The organism is Aeromonas sp. 2MA4, assembly GCF_029237305.1.
GTDB lineage: Bacteria > Pseudomonadota > Gammaproteobacteria > Enterobacterales > Aeromonadaceae > Aeromonas > Aeromonas salmonicida.
This window is the reverse complement of the sequence record NZ_JAACFY010000020.1, coordinates 1-14,055: the sequence shown is the minus strand read 5'-3', so window position 1 is coordinate 14,055 and position 14,055 is coordinate 1. Positions and strand designations below refer to the sequence as shown.

General features: G+C 61.4%; 12 protein-coding genes, 1 tRNA gene and 1 pseudogene. 6 read left to right on the top strand and 8 right to left on the bottom strand.

Features of this window, described 5'->3' with window-relative positions; all coding sequences use genetic code 11:
- Positions 1-57: 57 nt before the first annotated feature.
- A pseudogene (locus GWQ31_RS17940) lies at positions 58-385 on the bottom strand (DUF1496 domain-containing protein).
- A gap of 215 nt (positions 386-600) precedes the next feature.
- On the opposite strand from GWQ31_RS17940, the gene GWQ31_RS17935 reads away from it, so the two are divergent.
- Both GWQ31_RS17935 and GWQ31_RS17930 read left to right on the top strand, forming a co-directional pair.
- A complete protein-coding gene (locus tag GWQ31_RS17935) occupies positions 601-1,671 on the top strand; it encodes a hypothetical protein (RefSeq protein ID WP_275909945.1) in 1,071 nt (356 codons plus the stop codon).
- Positions 1,672-1,816: 145 nt separating this feature from the next.
- Complete coding sequence (locus GWQ31_RS17930) at positions 1,817-2,590, top strand: transporter substrate-binding domain-containing protein (protein WP_099991444.1); 774 nt, start codon at positions 1,817-1,819, stop codon at positions 2,588-2,590.
- Between the two features lie 51 nt (positions 2,591-2,641).
- Here GWQ31_RS17930 and GWQ31_RS17925 read toward each other — a convergent pair whose 3' ends face one another.
- Entirely contained in the window at positions 2,642-3,022 is a 381-nt protein-coding gene (locus GWQ31_RS17925) for a hypothetical protein (protein WP_005316659.1), read from the bottom strand.
- Between the two features lie 195 nt (positions 3,023-3,217).
- Between GWQ31_RS17925 and GWQ31_RS17920 the strand changes: the two genes are divergently transcribed.
- The 3 genes from GWQ31_RS17920 (at position 3,218) to dhaR (ending at position 7,735) form a co-directional block, all read left to right on the top strand.
- Positions 3,218-4,597, top strand: coding sequence for a phosphatase PAP2 family protein (locus tag GWQ31_RS17920; RefSeq protein WP_275909969.1), 1,380 nt, complete (start codon positions 3,218-3,220; stop codon positions 4,595-4,597).
- A complete protein-coding gene (gene ydiK / locus GWQ31_RS17915; RefSeq protein ID WP_275909944.1) occupies positions 4,594-5,682 on the top strand; it encodes an AI-2E family transporter YdiK in 1,089 nt (362 codons plus the stop codon). Before GWQ31_RS17920 ends, ydiK begins: the two co-directional genes overlap by 4 nt.
- A 151-nt stretch (positions 5,683-5,833) precedes the next feature.
- A complete protein-coding gene (gene dhaR, locus GWQ31_RS17910) occupies positions 5,834-7,735 on the top strand; it encodes a dihydroxyacetone kinase operon transcriptional regulator DhaR (RefSeq protein ID WP_275909943.1) in 1,902 nt (633 codons plus the stop codon).
- A gap of 94 nt (positions 7,736-7,829) precedes the next feature.
- On the opposite strand, the gene GWQ31_RS17905 is transcribed toward dhaR, so the two are convergent.
- The 5 genes from GWQ31_RS17905 to GWQ31_RS17885 all read right to left on the bottom strand — a co-directional run bounded on the left by GWQ31_RS17905 (position 7,830) and on the right by GWQ31_RS17885 (position 13,093).
- Positions 7,830-8,912, bottom strand: coding sequence for a glycerol dehydrogenase (locus tag GWQ31_RS17905; RefSeq protein WP_275909942.1), 1,083 nt, complete (start codon positions 8,910-8,912; stop codon positions 7,830-7,832).
- Positions 8,913-9,062: 150 nt separating this feature from the next.
- On the bottom strand, positions 9,063-9,779 hold the full coding sequence (gene dhaM, locus GWQ31_RS17900; RefSeq protein WP_275909941.1) for a dihydroxyacetone kinase phosphoryl donor subunit DhaM: 717 nt from the start codon (positions 9,777-9,779) through the stop codon (positions 9,063-9,065).
- Between the two features lies 1 nt (position 9,780).
- Positions 9,781-10,410 (bottom strand): dihydroxyacetone kinase subunit DhaL, encoded by a 630-nt coding sequence (gene dhaL / locus GWQ31_RS17895; RefSeq protein WP_265422324.1) that lies wholly within the window; start codon positions 10,408-10,410, stop codon positions 9,781-9,783.
- Between the two features lie 15 nt (positions 10,411-10,425).
- Positions 10,426-11,496, bottom strand: a complete 1,071-nt coding sequence (gene dhaK / locus GWQ31_RS17890) for a dihydroxyacetone kinase subunit DhaK (protein ID WP_265463333.1) — start codon at positions 11,494-11,496, stop codon at positions 10,426-10,428.
- 238 nt (positions 11,497-11,734) lie between these two features.
- Complete coding sequence (locus tag GWQ31_RS17885) at positions 11,735-13,093, bottom strand: NCS2 family permease (RefSeq protein ID WP_265453364.1); 1,359 nt, start codon at positions 13,091-13,093, stop codon at positions 11,735-11,737.
- A gap of 228 nt (positions 13,094-13,321) precedes the next feature.
- On the opposite strand from GWQ31_RS17885, the gene GWQ31_RS17880 reads away from it, so the two are divergent.
- On the top strand, positions 13,322-13,654 hold the full coding sequence (locus GWQ31_RS17880; RefSeq protein WP_021139898.1) for a cupin domain-containing protein: 333 nt from the start codon (positions 13,322-13,324) through the stop codon (positions 13,652-13,654).
- Between the two features lie 151 nt (positions 13,655-13,805).
- Here GWQ31_RS17880 and GWQ31_RS17875 read toward each other — a convergent pair.
- Positions 13,806-13,882: transfer RNA gene (locus tag GWQ31_RS17875), tRNA-Asp, on the bottom strand.
- Between the last annotated feature and the right edge of the window lie 173 nt (positions 13,883-14,055).

The following is a 14,055-nucleotide window of genomic DNA, read 5'->3' as shown; positions in this document are numbered from 1 at the left end:
GAGCCGCATTATGCGATAGAGATCACGTCCATGTCTTTAGCTGGATCAAGAAAAGCCTCACTGGCCCAGGCTAATTGTCTCGCTATCCGACTGTGCCCTGGTCACAGGCGTCACCTGAGGTGGCAAGCGCCAGGCCAGTGGGCCATTGGTCTACTGCTCGTTTTGCGGGCCACACTCCAGCCAGCGGTTCCCCCTGTTGAATTCGGGCACCCAGCGAATATTTCTGATCCTGATACCAGCAAATCCGTTCCAGCAGCGCTCCCAATGGCAACACCCACTCGGTCCCGACCTCTGCCCGCGTCACCTTGACCGGTTCGGCCGCCAGGCTGCTCGTCCCCAACATGGCCAGCAACAGGCAAGCCGTCCCACCCTTGATTCGATTCATGACATCACTCCTTGCGCGATACCAGTATCGGGCGACCATAACAGGCGCAAACTTGATTAATAAGCCCAGCGCTGGCTGGCATTCCCAACCCAGTATGATAGCCTGCCAGCGCCTGCCCACGCCCGTCAAAACCGGCGCAGGAAAACCCCGGTAGATTTGTCAGCCATCGACAAATATAACCTTATTTATCAAATCGTTATTTGGATATTGTCCCAATGCGTATCATGCCGTTGCTCCAGGCGGCCTGCCTGAGCCTGATGTTGTCCGCCTGCGTTGCCCCCCTGTTGATGATGAGCCCGACCAGCCAGCTGATGTGGGCGCTGCTCAAACCCCTGGTGGGCTTCGATCCCAACGAAGCCAATCTGTTCGAACAGCCCATCATCAAGGATCGGATGACCAGTATTCTGGGCCCCAACTACGACAGCACCATGCAACTGCTCAAGACCGCCAACGAGCTGCAGCAGGAAGGCCCGCTGTTCTACGTGGTCTCCCGCTATGCCCCCATGCCGGATGTAGCCAAGCAGGCCGGCATGGTCTGGAACTCACAGACCAACCAGATGTCCGTCATGCTGCTCAAGGGGGATGGAACTCCTCAGGTATTTGGCGAAAATCTGGCGACAGCGACACCGAGCTGGCCAACCGAGATGCAGGGCTGGCAGGCTCAAGCCAAACCGGCGGCGACCGCGCTATCCAGTGCCAACAATGCTCTGACCGATACCAACAAGGTACTGACAGGGGCCGCAGCGACCACCTCTGTACTCGGCAATGTGCTGGGTTCAATACAGCAAGGCGCCAGCAAGACCATGGCAGATACCACCGAGCAAGTCGTCAGCAGTGCCGCCGCCTCGGCGCAGCAGCAAGCCAACAAGGCCGTCGCCGATACCACCAAACAAGTTGTCAGCAACACCACAGCCTCGGCGCAGCAGCAAGCCAACAAGGCCGTCGCCGAACCAGCCAAGCAGGCGGTCAGCAGCACTACCACCACAGTACAGCAGCAGTCCAACAAGGCCATCGCCGAACCCGCCAAGCAGGCGGTCAGCAGCGCTACCACCACGGTGCAACAGCAGGCCAACAAGGCAGTCGCCGAACCCACCAAGCAAGTCGTCAGCAGCGCCACCGCCAAGGCGCAGCAGCAGGTCAACAAGGCCGTGGCCGAATCTACCAAGCAGGCTGTGAGCAGCAGCAAGGCCACCCTTGATGCGGCAGCTCAGGCCGACGCGGCACGCCGACAGAGCGAACAGGCCCGCGCAGCCGCCGAAGCAGAGATGGAAGCGCTGCTCAAATAATCCGGACAGGCCATCATGCGATGGTCTGGTTTCCCACCCGCTCTCCGTAATTGTGCTGCGAATCACCCCCGGATAGCAGAAACTATGAACTTCTCGATATAGCCCCCTAAACTGGAAAAGATAATTTTTCGCAAGGAGTGCCGTCATGTCACGTCTACTCAGCCTAATCATCTGCTGCTGTCTCGGAGCGCCCCTGCCCGTCTCGGCCTTCACCTACTATTCCGAACAGAATATGCCCCTCAATGGCCTTGATGAGCAGGGCAAAAGCACAGGGCTGGCAGTCGAACTGTTGAAGCTGATGTGGCAGGAGATGGGGGAACCGGAACAACCTATCCACTTCATGCCCTGGGCCAAGGCCTGGTATCTGCTGACCCAACAACCGGATGCCGTGCTCTTCTCAACAGCACACACCAAAGCACGAGCCCCCCACTTTCTCTGGGTCTGCCCCATCAGCCACTCCCGGGTTTCCTTGGTAGGCCGCAAGCAAGATGCCCCCAAGATCAATAGCAAAGCCGATCTGGCCAAGTTGAAGATTGGTGTCATGCAGGCCGATGTAGGGGAACAACTGCTGCTGAACAAGGGGGTAAGCACTGCCAACATGATGTCAGTGGAGCGGATGGAGCAGGTGGTTCGCCAGCTCATCATGGCCCGCACCGATCTGGTGGCGGGCAACGAAATGATGCTGTTCCATCAAGCCAAGGCTCTCGGCTTCCCATCCGACACCTTTGTCACCGTCGCCACCCTGGCGGAGCAGGACAACTGCTTTGCCTTCAACCCTGCGGCCGACAAGCGGCAGGTCGCCCGCCTGCAGCTGGCGCTGGACAAGGTCAGAAAAGGAGAGGCCTTCAAACGGCTGATCGCCAGCTATCAGGATTCACTGCAATTGCCAACGAAAGAGCCCATGCCCATTATTGAGTGATTGCAATGAAACAGGCCACCCGAAGGTGGCCTGTTTCATTGCAGCGCACTGTTACTGGAAGTGGCTGTCGTGTTCGGACTTCTTGGCCTGGGTGCTTTCGCTGTGCTCGATGGCGGTGCGGATGAGATCCACCCCGGCGCGGATGATCAGCACCCCCATGTTGACCAGCTTGACGCAGACCCACATGAATGTGATGAGCAGGATCAGCTTGAGCACAGTCTGGAATGCTTCCAGGAAGTTCTGCTCGAGCTGGCCGGTCAGGCCGCTGGCACTGGTCATCAGCCAGGTGTAGACCTCACGCACGAACGGGATTCGGCTCGGCATCTCCAGCACATCCAGTGCGGCAGGCAAGGCCTGAAAGATAACGATGCTGCCAAACAGTATCAGGATGACACCGATGGCAATGCCCAGAAAAAAACCAAACTGTTTCATGGAAGGTCCCAAGGTTTGCTGCATGAAAATAACATAGCTGCCAATACTAGGGACTGCCTCACCCCACGGCAATCCTTCCTCGCCTTGCTGCCGGGTGCCAAACCCGCCATTAGCTGGCATCCAGACAGGAAATCATTGCCCAACTATCTGATTTCTGTGACCCTTGCGCTCATCCACACCCACAGTTCAGGCGCCATGTTTCGCTACTGTTTTTTACTGCTTTGTGCCCTGCTGCTGACAACGCCAGCCTCAGCCGGTCCCACCGCCGCCGTCTGCGTGGTCAAGCATCAGCAACAACTGCTGCTGGTGCAGGACAGAGTATCCTCCCGCTACAGCCTGGCCGGGGGCTACATAGATGCAGGCGAGACCCCGCAACAAGCCGCGCAGCGCGAGCTGTTTGAAGAGACAGGGTTGCGAAGCCGGATCAGTGGTGAATTGGGACAATGGCAGGGAGCTGTCCTGTTCGCCTGCCAGGCCCTGCAACCCATCAGGGTACAAACAGGCTCGGGTTTCGTCTCACTGTTGCAGGCCCCCAACCTCGGCGGGGAAATACTCAATGCCAGGCTGATCGATCCGTCACAGTTGCCACATGCACAACGCCGCTTCCCGGCGCAGCTCGACTGGTTGGCGCCCAGATTGGCCGACATTCCCGACAGCCCTGTGTTGTGGCAGCACGACTTCAGTACCGACGGCAACGAGTTGCACCGGGCAGAGCTCCCGCTGATCCGGCAGTTGCAGAGCTGGCTCGGTGCTGACGTGCTCTGGCTTGATGCCAGCAATCTGTTTGGTTCAGGCGCGTTTCAGCTTGCCCTGTTACCTTTGCTGCTGCCGCTGCTGGGCTGGCCTCGCCTGCGTCAGCTGTTGCTGGCCATGCTGACCCTTGCCCTGATGGTGCTCGTGGTCAAGGAGGGTATCGGCTGGCCCAGGCCCTTCCACCTCGATCCTGCACTGGCACAACAGAGTGCACAGGGCTTTGGCATGCCAAGCGGCCATGCTGCCTCGGCGCTGCTGTTCTGGGGCGTGCTGCTCAGGCTGTGCTGGCCCGCCAATCCCTGGCGCAGCGCAGCGTTGGCACTCTTGCTGGCTGCCACGACAGGGTTGGCCCGGGTCTGGCTCGGCGTTCATTTCTTCTCGGACGTGGCGGCAGGACTGCTGCTGGGCGCGCTGATGCTGGCAATTCACGCCGGATTATCCGGTATTTCAGCAAAGCTACCGAGCTGGAGCTGTCTGACCTTTGCCTGCGCACTGGCCGCCTGGTGGATCCAATCCTCTGCCCTGGCTGGTCTTGCCATGTTCAGCCTGGGTCTGATGCTCGGCATGCTGCTACCCTTGGCGCGCGCACCGACACAATACTTGCGAATGCTGACGGTTACCCTGCTCGGTGGCCTGCCCCTCGGGGTGCTGCTGTGGTCACTGCCAGTCTGGCTGACCAGCTCAGGACTCACTCTTCTGGGCCAGTGGCTACTCTATTGTTGCCTGGGGCTCTGGTTGAGCGCCGGCCTCTGGTGGATACTCTCACTCATGAACTCTGACCCGTTACCCAGGGGCTCCGGCTCCGACAAGGGATTGTTATGAATATGAAAAAAGTGGATTTAGCCAAGATCACGCTGGGGGTGCTGTTTCTCAGCATTCTCATCATCTCGTGCTTCATGGTGCTGCGCCCCTTCCTGCCTGCGCTGGTGTGGGCCACCATGATCACCATAGCCACCTGGCCACTGATGCGGATGGTACAGCGCCTGCTGTGGGGCAAGCGCATGCTGGCAGCCCTCTTCATGACGCTGGTACTGCTGCTGATGTTTGTTATTCCGCTGTTCATGGCACTGGCCAATGTGGCGGAGCAAGCTCCCATGCTGATCGATCTGGGCACCACCATCAGCCATTCACCGCCCCCCGAGCTGCTCTGGCTGCAACAGGTCCCTCTGGTGGGCACCAAGCTGTATGAGTTCTGGCAGCAGATCCTGGCGAGCGGCGGTCAGGTACTGTTTACCAAGCTGGCCCCCTACTTCGGTCAGACAGCCCGCTGGCTCGCCTCCCAGGCAGGCAATCTGGGATTGCTGTTCGTGCACTTCCTGCTGACAGTCGGGATCTGCGGCGTGCTCTATCACTCGGGTGAGATGGTGGCGACCGGCATTCGCCGCTTCGCCCACCGCCTTGCTGGCGAGCGCGGTGACAATGCCACAGTGCTCGCCTCCCAGGCGATCCGCGCCGTGGCCATGGGCGTCGTGGTGACCGCTCTGGTGCAATCATCCGTGGCCGGTATCGGCCTGCTGATTGCAGGCATCCCCTACACCATGGTGCTGGTGGTGGTGATGTTCCTGCTGATCGTGGCCCAGATCGGCCCCTTCCCTGTATTGCTGGCCTGTATCGGTTATCTCTACTGGAGCGGTGACACCACCTGGGGCACCTTCCTGCTGGTATGGTCACTGTTTGCAGGCACCATGGACAACATACTGCGTCCCTTCCTCATCAAACGAGGGGCGGATTTGCCGCTCATCCTGATACTGGTGGGGGTTATCGGCGGCTTGTTGACCATGGGAATTATCGGCCTATTCATCGGCCCGGTCGTGCTGGCGGTGGGTTACACCCTGCTGGATGCCTGGGTGAGAGAAGATGAACAAGCCGCAGCAGAGCCGCTGCTTGCCCCGCCAAAGGCGGAGTGACGTCCCTGATACCAGGAGCCGCCCTATGGGCGGCTCTTCTGTTTCCAATGACCTGAATGGCATTACCTACCCTCTGAGGCAGGTCACTGAATCGGGGGCACTGGCGTGGTTAAATGGCGGCTTATCTTTTTTGCCGGACATTGCTGTGACCATGCCATCTGACCTTCAGCCACTGCAGCCCTGGCCTGACTATCTGCAGGCCTCCTGGCTGCGCTGCGCCCACCAGACCAGTGCCACCCTCTGGCATCCGCCCCACAGCGCCAAGGGACAGACCCTGCAGAGCCTGCGCCAGCGCAAACGGGATCTGCTCACCACCGGCGAGATGGCCCTCGAAGATCTCTACGAATTTATGGAGGGGCGCCCCTGCGCCCTGCTGCTCACCGACGAGAGCGGTTGCCTGCTGGCCCAGACCGGCCACCCCGACACCCTGCGCGAGCTGGCGGCTTTGGGGTTTGGCCCCGGCGCCTTTTTCAGCGAGGGGCGCATCGGCACCAATGCCATCAATCTGGCGGCGCTGGAGGGGGTGCCGCTCTGCGTCAGCGGCCCCCAGCACTTCAACCAGACCCTCCACCCGTGGCACTGCTGTGCCAGCCCGGTCTACAACAGCAACGGCCGTCAGGTCGCCATCATGGCCCTGATCTGCAAGGTGGAGGCGGCGAGTGCCGGGGATCTGGCGCTCACCGTCAGTGCGGGGCGCGAGCTGGCCCATCTGCTGCAGATGGAAACCCTGATGCAGGAGTCCCAGCACCACCTGAGCGAGCTCTACGCCCTGCTCGATGGCATGGATGACGGCGTGCTGGCCTGGGATCCGCAGGGCCGACTGCGCTACCTCAATGGGCTGGCGGCCAACCGGCTGCGGCTCGATCCGGCGCTCTGTCTCGGCCAGCCGCTGGAGCAGCACCTGCTGTTGCCCCAGCGCTTGCAGCTGGCCATCAGGGGGCAGACGCCACTGAGTCATGTGGAGGTAACGCTGGAGCGGCTCGGCGCTCAGGAGGGGGAGTTTATCAATGCGCTGGTGAGCCTAAAGCCGTTGCCGGGGCCGGAGGGGGTCAGCTTTATCGCCCTGCTTCACCCGGTCGACCGCCTGCGGGCCATTCACCAGCTGCGCCAGACGGTGCCTGAACTCTCCGCCTTGGTGGGCGAATCGAGCGCCATGCGCAAGCTGCTGCGCTACGCCCGGCAGGCGGCCCAGAGCCAGGGGCCGATCCTGCTGCGCGGCGAGGAGGAGGTGGGCAAGGCCCAGTTGGCGGAGGCGATCCACTTTGGCAGCGAGCGGGCTGCCGGGCCGCTCATTACCCTCAACTGTCAGGCGCTGCCGAGCGAGCGGATGGCGCTGGAGCTGATGGGCTCCGACGAGGCGGGGCAGGAGCGGGCGGGCAAGTTCGAACTGGCCCACGGCGGCACGCTCGTGCTGGAGCAGGTGGAGTGCCTCTCTGCCCCCATGCAGGCGGCGCTGCTGCAACTGCTCAAGACCGGTCGCATCCAGCGCTTCGATTCGGCCCGCATACTGCCGCTCAAGGTGCGGATCATAGCGACCAGCAGCGCCCCGCTGGAGCAGAGGGTGCAGGAGGGACAGTTCGGTCGTCAGCTGCTTTACGCCCTGCAGGCGTGCGAGCTGTGGCTGCCGGGGCTGCGGGAGCGCGCGGCGGATCTGCCGGGCCTGATCAGCCAGCAGTTGGCGGCGCAGGGGCGCGAGCCGGTGCGCCAGTTCAGTCCGGCGGCACTCGATTGTCTGCTCGCCTATCCCTGGCCCGGCAATCTGGGGGAGCTGCGCAGCGCGGTCGAGCATGCGCTGCTTCATTCCGGTCAGGGGCTGATCCCGCCGGAGGCACTGCCAGCCGCAATCCGTCACGGCTATCAACTGGTAGCGGATGAGGTGGTGGGGCAACCGCTGCTCACACTGGCGGAGCTAGAGCGGCAAGCCATCTTGCGCTGCGCCCACGCCTGCAAGGGGCAGGTGAGCCAGATGGCCCAGCACCTGGGCATCAGCCGCACCACCCTCTGGCGGCGACTGAAGTTGCTCGAGATCGACCCCGCCGACTATCACGGCTGACGGCGACCCGAGCCGTTACCAACCGGCCCGCAGAATATAAAACGGCCCCGCAGTTGCGGGGCCGTTTTATATGGCAAGGTCAGCCGTGGCGCGGTTACAGCCCCAGCTGGTGGGCGGTGACGATGGCCGCCAGCACATCCTCGGCAGTGACCTTGAACGGCATGTTATGGATGGTCTCACCTTCGGCGGTAGAGGCTTTGGCCACTTCCATCAGGCGCGCCATATCCAGCTCCTTGACCCCCATCATATGCAGGTTGGTCGGCAGACCGATCGAGCGGCAGAAACCCAGTACTGTCTCGATCTCCGCCATCGGCGCGTTCTCCAGCACCAGCTGCACTAGCGTACCGAACGCCACTTTTTCACCATGGTAGAGGTGGTGACACTCGGCGAGCTGGGTCAGGCCATTGTGGATGGCGTGGGCGGCGGCCAGGCCGCTGCTCTCGAAGCCGATACCACTCAGATAGGTGTTGGCCTCTATGATGTTCTCCACCGCCTTGGTGCAGAGCCCCTGCTCCACCGCCAGCTTGGCCTTGTAGCCATCGGCCAGCAGTGTCTTGTAACAGAGCTCGGCGATGGCCAGGGCCGCCAGGGTAGAGGCGCCACCGGCCATGGTCTGGCAACCGGAGACCTTGTTGGCCCGCGCCTCGAAATAGGTGGAGAGCGCATCCCCCATGCCGGAGACCAGCAGCCGCACAGGGGCACGGGAGACGACGCCGGTATCCATGATGACCATATTGGGGTTGGTCGGGATCATCAGGTATTCGCTGAACTGCCCTTTTGGGGTGTAGATGACCGCCAGCGCGCTGGTGGGCGCATCGGTGGAGGCGATGGTGGGCACTATGACCACTGGCACCTTCTGGTAGAAGGCGACCGACTTGGCGGTATCCAGCGTCTTGCCGCCACCGATGCCGATGATGACATCGAACGGCGTCTGGTTGCAGCGGGCCAGCAGGCGGTCGATCTCGGGGCGGGAGCATTCGCCGTTGAAGCAGTCGAACTCGGGCTTGATGCCCACGCTGTGGAAGCTGGTGGCAACCGTGTCGCCAACCAGCTTGGCGACGAAGGCATCGGCCAGAATGAGCGGCTTGGCACCGAGTGCCTTGACGTAGTTGCCAATATTGGCGAGGGCCCCGTTGCCTTGCACGTATTTGCTGGGGCTGATGATGATGCGGTCCATATTCTATCCCTCTCTCTAGTTCATAAGACTTCTTTTGAAACTAACAGGGGCGAAGGGGCGGCTGTGCCGGGGAGTCCTTCGTCTTTAAGTGGCGCGGCAGCTGGCCCATTCGGTCGGTGCCGCGCGTTGAAACAGGCTGGTAAGCGGCGATCAGTCGCCGAAGCGCTCGTCGGCCAGTTGCTGGAAGCAGGTCAGTGCGGCGTTGGCATCCTCCCCGCGCGCCAGCAGGGCGAGGGTGTCGCCCTGACGCACGTTGAGCATGGTTAGCCGGGTCAGGCTGCGGGGGTTGGCCTCTTTGTCCCCCTTTTGCAGCTTGAGTTCAGCGGCAAAGGGTTTGAGGGCGGCCACCAGTCGGGCGGCGGGGCGCACATGCAGGCCGTGGGGGTTATCCACCACCACCTCGCAGCGCAGCCAGTCGTCGTCGGTAGCGGGGGCTGTCTCAGTGGCGGCCTGCGCCGCACTAGCAGGCAGCATCGCCTGTTTTGGGCCAAGGGCGCCGAGCGCCTCGGCGGCCACCTCATCCAGCGTCAGGCCGGAACCGGCCGCCACCACGGCGGCCAGCGTGCCCTCGACCAGCGGGGCCGGGCAGAGCCGCACCCGGGCGCTTAACTCGGGGGGCAGCAGTTCGAGGGCGGTTTCGGCGCTGAGCAGCGCGCTGCCCAAGTCCATCAGTACCAGCACGCCGCTACCGTCGTCCGCTTCTTCAATCGCACTCATCACGGCGATGGCATCGGTGCCGATGGGGTGGTCGGGGTCATCGACCCCGGCCGCCAGCAGCAATCGGGCCGGGCTGCCGAGCTGGTCGGCCAGCGCTTTCAATCCGGCCGCAAGCTGGGTGCTGTGAGAGACAACTACGATTCCGATCATGTCACAACCTCGCTCTGTCACGCAGGGCGGTCAGCAGCAGCAGGGTCGAGGTAGCCCCAGCATCCTGATGGCCTATGCTGCGCTCGCCGAGATAGCTGGCGCGCCCCTTGCGGGCCTGCATCTGGATGGTGGCCTCGGTACCGGCCGCGGCAGCTGCCACCGCCTTGTCCAACGCATCGTTGAGCGGTAGCTCTTGCTGCTGCGCCTGTTGCAGGGCCGCCAGTGCCGGCCACCAGGCGTCGCACATTGTCTTGTCGCCCGGCTCGGCGCGGCCGCGGGAGACGATCCCCTCGACGCCATCGCTCAGCATTTTGCACAGCTGGTTGAGGCTGAGGCTCTGGCAGGCGTCGGTGCTGGCCGCGGCCCGTATAAAGAAGGTGCCGTAGAGCGGGCCACTGGCGCCGCCCACCGAGGAGAGCAGGGTCATGCCGGTGGTTTTCAGCACCTGGCCTATATCCTTGTCTGCCACCGCAGGCAACTTCTCGGCCACCTTGGTAAAGCCGCGCTGCATGTTGAGACCGTGGTCGCCGTCGCCGATGTCGGTATCCAGCGCCGTGAGGTAGTCACGCTGCTCGGTGAAGATATGTTCGCAATCCAGCAGCCAGTTGACGATGTGATATTTGCTTAGCATGAGAGTAAGGGCTCCTTAGCAGCCGCGACGCAGGGCGGGGGTGTGAACGGGGGCATCCCACAGGGTCATCAGCTCGTCGTCCACCTTGAGCAGAGTGATGGAGATACCTGTCATGTCGAGGGCGGTGCAGTAGGGGCCTATCAGGTTGCGCACCAGATGGATGCCTGCCTCTTCGCACAGGGTGGCGAGGCGACCATAGACGCCATACAGCTCTGAAATCGGGGTGCCGCCCAGGCTGTTGACCAGGGCTATGACACGATCGCCCCGGTTGAGCGGTTCGATAAAGGTGTGCTCTTCCTGCCAGCTGCCGGAGGCTCTGTCCCAGTGGCGCAGAGTGCGGCTATAGGGGGTGTTGTCAGCAAGCTCGCTGAACATGTCATCCACCAGGGTATTGAGGTCGGTGAAGGGGCGGCGCGCTATGCCAGGCTCGCCGTGGATGCCCACGCCGAACTCCATCTCGTTGTCGGCCAGGGTGAAGGAGGGCTTGCCAGCGGCAGGCACGGTACAGGCGTGCATGGCGACGCCTATGGTGCGGCTCTGATTGTTGATACGACGGGCCAGTGCCTCGCAACGGGTCAGGTCATAGCCGGCTTCGGCTGCGGCGCCAACCAGCTTCTCGCACAGCACAGTGGTGGCGACGCCGCGGCGACCGGCGGTGTAGAGGCTGTCTTTCACCGCCACGTCGTCATCGATCAGCGAGAAGCCGACCTTGACCCCATCGCCGTGCAGCAGCTCGACCGCGGTCTCGAAGTTGAGCACGTCGCCGGTGTAGTTCTTCACCAAAAACAGCACGCCCGCGCCGCCATCGACTGCCTGACCGCACTCGTACATCTGATCCGGAGTCGGCGAGGTAAAAATCTCGCCGGGGCAGGCGCCATCCAGCATTCCCTTGCCCACCAGACCGCCGTGCATCGGCTCGTGGCCGCTGCCACCGCCGGAGACCAGCGCTACCTTGCCCATCACAGGGGAGTCGGCGCGGGTGATGTAGTGGGGTTCGATACGTACCTTGAGCTCGGGGTGGGCGGCGGCCATCCCCATCAGTTGTTCACGGACCACGGCATCGACGGCATTGATCAGTTTCTTCATGGCTCACTCCTTGGCTTGCCACCGCTCGGGTGGGCAAATGGTTGATGAAGCCAGTCTAACGGGATAAATCGGGATAAAAATGACGGCCGGTTCGGTTCGGATTTGAAACAGGAGAAAGGTCATTGGCGTTTCAATCTGAAACAGCGAGAGGCAAACGGGCGAGAAACTGTAAGCGGCCTCACAGCCATGAAAAAGGGCCCCGCAGGGCCCTTCGCTACAACCGGAATAAGTGGACGGGTTAGATGGCCCAGCCACCGGCATAGAAGATCACCAGTGCCGCGGCAATGATGACGGTACCGACGTTGAGTTTCTTCCACTCGGCGGCAAACAGACGACCCACGACCAGCGCCACGAAGCCCAGCATGATGCCGGTCACTATGTTGCAGGTGAGCACGATGAAGACGGCGCACAGCATGCCGGCGAGGGCATCGACCGAGTCGTTGAAGTCCAGCTTGGTCACGTTGCCCAGCATCAGCAGACCGACGTACATCAGCGCCGGTGCGGTGGCGTAGGCTGGCACCAGATAGCTCAGCGGGGAGAGGAAGATCATCAGCAGGAACAGCACGCCGACCAGCGCAGCGGTCAGACCTGTCTTGCCACCGGCAGCAGTACCGGCGGCAGACTCGATGTAGACGGCAGCCGGAGCTCCACCCACCACGCCAGCGACCATGCTGCTGACGGAGTCGGCAGTCAGGGCCTTGCCGCCGCTGATGATGTGCCCACGCTCGTTGATAAGGCCCGCCTGACCGGCCACGGCACGGATGGTGCCGGTCGCGTCAAATACGGCGGTCATCACCAGCGCTAGTACGGTCGGAATGACCACCGGATTGAGGGCGCCCAGCAGATCCATGCTGCCAACCAGAGAGCCTTTCTCGCCGGTCAGGCTCGGCATGGCGAAGAAACCCTGCCAGGTCACCTTGGGATCGAAAATCAGTCCCAAGATAGAGATGGCGACGATCACCATCAGGATGCCGCCTGGCACCTTGCGACGCTCCAGACCGAAGATGGCGGCCAGACCCAGTACCGTCATGATTACCGGGAAGGAGGTCACTTCACCCAGCTGAACCGGCAGACCGGCCCCTTCGTTCTTGATCACCATGCCGACGCCGTTGGTAGCGATCAGCAGCAGAAACAGACCGATACCTATGCCGGTGCCGTGGGCGATACCGGAGGGGAGGTTATCCAGGATCCACTGGCGCACGCCTGTGACGCTGATCAGGGTAAACAGCACACCCATCAGGAAGATGGCGCCGAGGGCAACCGGAATGCTCAGTCCCTGACCCAGTACCAGACTGAACGCGGTAAAGGCGGTAAGGGAGATGGCGCAACCGATAGCCATGGGCAGCTTGGCCCACAGTCCCATCAGCAGGGAGCCGAAGGCGGCGATCAAACAGGTTGCCACGAAGACGGGGCCCTGCTCAAAACCGGCAGCACCCAGCATGTTCGGTACCACTATGATGCTGTAGACCATGGCAAGGAAGGTAGTCAGCCCTGCCAACAGCTCCTGGCGCACACTGCTACCGCGCGCGGAAATGGAAAAATAAGAGTCCAAAAAGCCGCCGTTCCCTGATTGGGCGGCCATATCTTGCTTTGCCATGACATGTCCTGAAAGTGTGAAGGAAATCGTTTGCGTTTGTGGCGCGCAAAATAGCAAGAATTTGTCGAAATTGCAGCGAATTCCCTGACTTTTTCATCAAAATGGCGGAAAGCGTTCTCGTTCGGACACAAGTTTGCATACCAGCTTGTTACTGCTATCACCTTCACTCAGGGGACACACTTCTATACTGCAGAGAACCCATTCGCACAGCCAGACGGGAGATAACCCATGCACACACGCAATCTGCTGAACGATATTCCCTCGCCACTGCCTACCGAACTCTTTCAGGATCTGGTCAGTACCAACCACCTGCGGATAGAGCGCATTCTCTCTCACGGACATCAGACGGCACCGGGAGAGTGGTACGATCAAGATGAACATGAGTGGATTCTGGTCGTGCAAGGAGAGGCCAATCTGCTGTTCGTCGATCCCCAGACCCAGGCACAACAGTCGGTACAACTGGGCCCGGGCGATCACATCAATATTCCCGCCCGCCAGAAACACAGAGTGGAATGGACTCACCCCGACATGACCACAGTCTGGCTCTGCGTGTTTTACTGAGGTGTATGAAGGGGACGAAAAAGGCAGGCCTTAGACCTTGAATGGGATTGAATTGATACAGCCAAGGAAATATTGAGAAGGTTGAAGCGGATAAACTTAAGGGATCGCAAAAGCAAAAAGGCCTTCCCGATTGGGAAGGCCTTCAAATTAATGGCGGAGCGGACGGGACTCGAACCCGCGACCCCCGGCGTGACAGGCCGGTATTCTAACCAACTGAACTACCGCTCCGCTATTTGGCTAGCTTTTCGCTAAATCTTTTGCCGATTATCAGAGGTGTCATCCTCTCGGCCAACGTCGTGATGTGCACGTCGCTGTTTAATTGGGTGCCTGGCAGTGTCCTACTCTCGCATGGCGAATGCCACACTACCATCGGCGCTACCGCGTTTCACTTCTGAGTTCGG